General features: G+C 57.7%; 2 protein-coding genes. Both read right to left on the bottom strand.

Translation table 11 applies throughout. The features are described from left to right. Nucleotides 1-150: 150 nt before the first annotated feature. Nucleotides 151-1089: a nucleotidyl transferase AbiEii/AbiGii toxin family protein gene (locus LXN01_RS15935; protein WP_236866823.1), complete on the bottom strand. Its 939-nt coding sequence runs from the start codon at nt 1087-1089 to the stop codon at nt 151-153. Continuing rightward, nucleotides 1086-2129 (bottom strand): type IV toxin-antitoxin system AbiEi family antitoxin domain-containing protein, encoded by a 1044-nt coding sequence (locus LXN01_RS15930; RefSeq protein WP_236866820.1) that lies wholly within the window; start codon nt 2127-2129, stop codon nt 1086-1088. Before LXN01_RS15930 ends, LXN01_RS15935 begins: the two co-directional genes overlap by 4 nt. Nucleotides 2130-2305: the final 176 nt, after the last annotated feature.

The following is a 2305-nucleotide window of genomic DNA, read 5'->3' as shown; positions in this document are numbered from 1 at the left end:
GTCGAGCAGGCCAAGCGCCGCGAGGTGGCCCGGGCGCTGCGGTAGGTCGGACGGCTGGTCCGCTTGCCCTGTCTGAGCAAGTCCGAATCAGCTGCCTAACCGGTCCTCAGCCGCGCCGCTGGAGCTTTGCGTCATCGTTCAAGCTGAGGACTAGGGTCTGTCCGACGGATCAAGAAGTCCAGCCCACCCCAAGTGATCCGGCAACCAGCGACCATAATCGACAGCATGCGCTACCAGAGCAGGAGCGAGGTATCGAGCGACGAGGCTGCAAGCGTCATCGAAAGAAGTGAACTCTCCGCACGCTGCAACTTTTCGGGCGAGGAGACCAAATTGTTGTCTCCATACCTCTGGAGGAGCGAATTGAGGTTCGGCCGGTAGTCCTCTGAACTTCCACTCGGCGACAATCGCCGCCTGGAGGTCTTGCGCTTCGATGCTGCTCGTGCGGGCGAATACAACCAGGTCGACCAGATCTTTGGCTCGTCCTGATTCGCGGCCGCTGGCCTGACCATACTTGGCTTGGATTGCGCAAAGCTTATCGGCGATATGGTCCGCCACAGGATAGAGCTTGAGTTTGGGAGGTCTGATACCGGGCATCTTGATCGCCGTATCCACGCGCTCTTCCGGGTCCGCTGTCATGATAGAGCCGACTACGAGATCGACTTTAACTGTGCTGTGTTTCTTGGTACCAACATATGGATCGAATGTGATCGAGCAACCGGCTACTCCGGGTTGCCCCTGTCCATTGAGCGTTCTTTCGACCTTGGCGATCACAAAGCGGAAGTGATCACCAAGGTCGGTTTCCACGGCGCGTCGAAGCGCGTCGACGGCAGCGTCGAGGTCATTTAACTCGGCGAGGAGGTCGATATCTTTCGTGGTTCGAGCATCCTGGACTCTGGCAAGGACAGCTGTGCCGCCTTTGAGCACCCACTCGTTGTTACTTTGCAAGAAGACGCGGGCGAGCAGCCGTTCGTAAATGAATCGTCGAAGGATCTCATTTACAGGTGCTCCTGTCTTCTTCGATATGTTCTTGGCCCGATCGGTGGCGGCGCTCCAGATTGCGCGGCCACTGCTGTAACCGCCTTCAGTCAAGCTTCGCGACCTTCGTCCGGTGCCTCGTTTTCAGTGGTTCCCGCGTCGGTGTCCTGATCGCTTCCTATCAGCTCCCGAGCGGGCTCCTTGAGGAGAACATTAAGTTGTGGCGATGTCACTACGTTGCTGAGCCCTGTTGACTTCATGAAGTCTGTCTTCGGCATAAAGCTCTCCGCGAGACGCGCAGTCACGGGCTGCCGCGCGCTTGCTAGGAGCTCATCTAGTCTCAGCGTTGGCGCAATGCTCTCCAGCAGCTTGTTAATGCCTACGGAGTCAGCAGCTTTCTGACCAACGCTGACGAGGCCCGATTGACCAAGCAGTTCCTGGACAATACTGGCGCGACCGGCAGCAACGAGAGCTCTGCCTGCGTCGGATGAGGCCAGGCTCTGAAGAGCAGTCTTCGAACCGAGCCCCGTCAGGTCGAGAAGATACTCCACGAATGAGGACCCGTCAGGCTGACCAAATCGAGACGCGATTGAATCGAGGCTGCTCGCGAGACTAGCGATGTCGACTGATTGCCGGCGGACTGCTTGTCCAAGAATCTGCGCGACAAGGTCGGTGTCGTTCCCTTCGCGGAGGAGGTCTCGAATAGTCCTCTCGACTGTGGTGGTCGGGAGTCCTTCGACAAGGGTTACGTCGCTCGATGAAAGCTCGGCCTTGTGCAGCTTAATGGCTCTGCTTGTCTGCTTGCGGTACGGAAGCGTGAACTCCGGCTCATCATCGAGTAGATCTCCAAGCCCGTGGAGACCAGCGGCAGCGGCATGGGAGGTGACTCCAGTCTCGGGAATGCGTGAAAGTCGCTCTTCCGCGGTGAGGTCAGGGTCGAGCGTAAGCCAAGCAGCTCGAAGGGTGACATGCGGGTCATTGTTCGAGGCCATGCTGTAGACGCCGTGCCCTACGCGTTCTATCACTCCCGCTCTTGCGAGGCGCGAGAGCTGCAGCCGTGAAATCTCTTGATGGGCAGCCTGACGGGTGGTCAGTAGGCCCCACTGACCAGCAGCGAGATCTGCTACCTTTGCGATCACTGAGTTCGGCGTCATAGTGAGGAAATTGTATCACTCAGCGATACAATCTAAGCTCTAGTCAAACTTTACACACGCTCATGCTTACTTTGTATCGCTCAGTGATACAAAATAGGTATTCAATGCTGGCCAAGATTCGGAGAAGTTGGCTGGTGGAGGAGGGCACCGGCGAGCAGGTGCTGCGCAATCCCCGG

Source organism: Brevibacterium daeguense (assembly GCF_021729135.1).
GTDB classification, from domain to species: domain Bacteria; phylum Actinomycetota; class Actinomycetes; order Actinomycetales; family Brevibacteriaceae; genus Brevibacterium; species Brevibacterium daeguense.
Note: the sequence above shows the minus strand (reverse complement) of the source record. Positions and strands in the feature narration are given on the sequence as shown.

Bases quoted from the DNA above. Each gene is read 5' to 3' on its own strand.
- LXN01_RS15930 (WP_236866820.1), bottom strand. From the start codon at position 2,129: ATGACGCCGAACTCAGTGATCGCAAAGGTAGCAGATCTCGCTGCTGGT.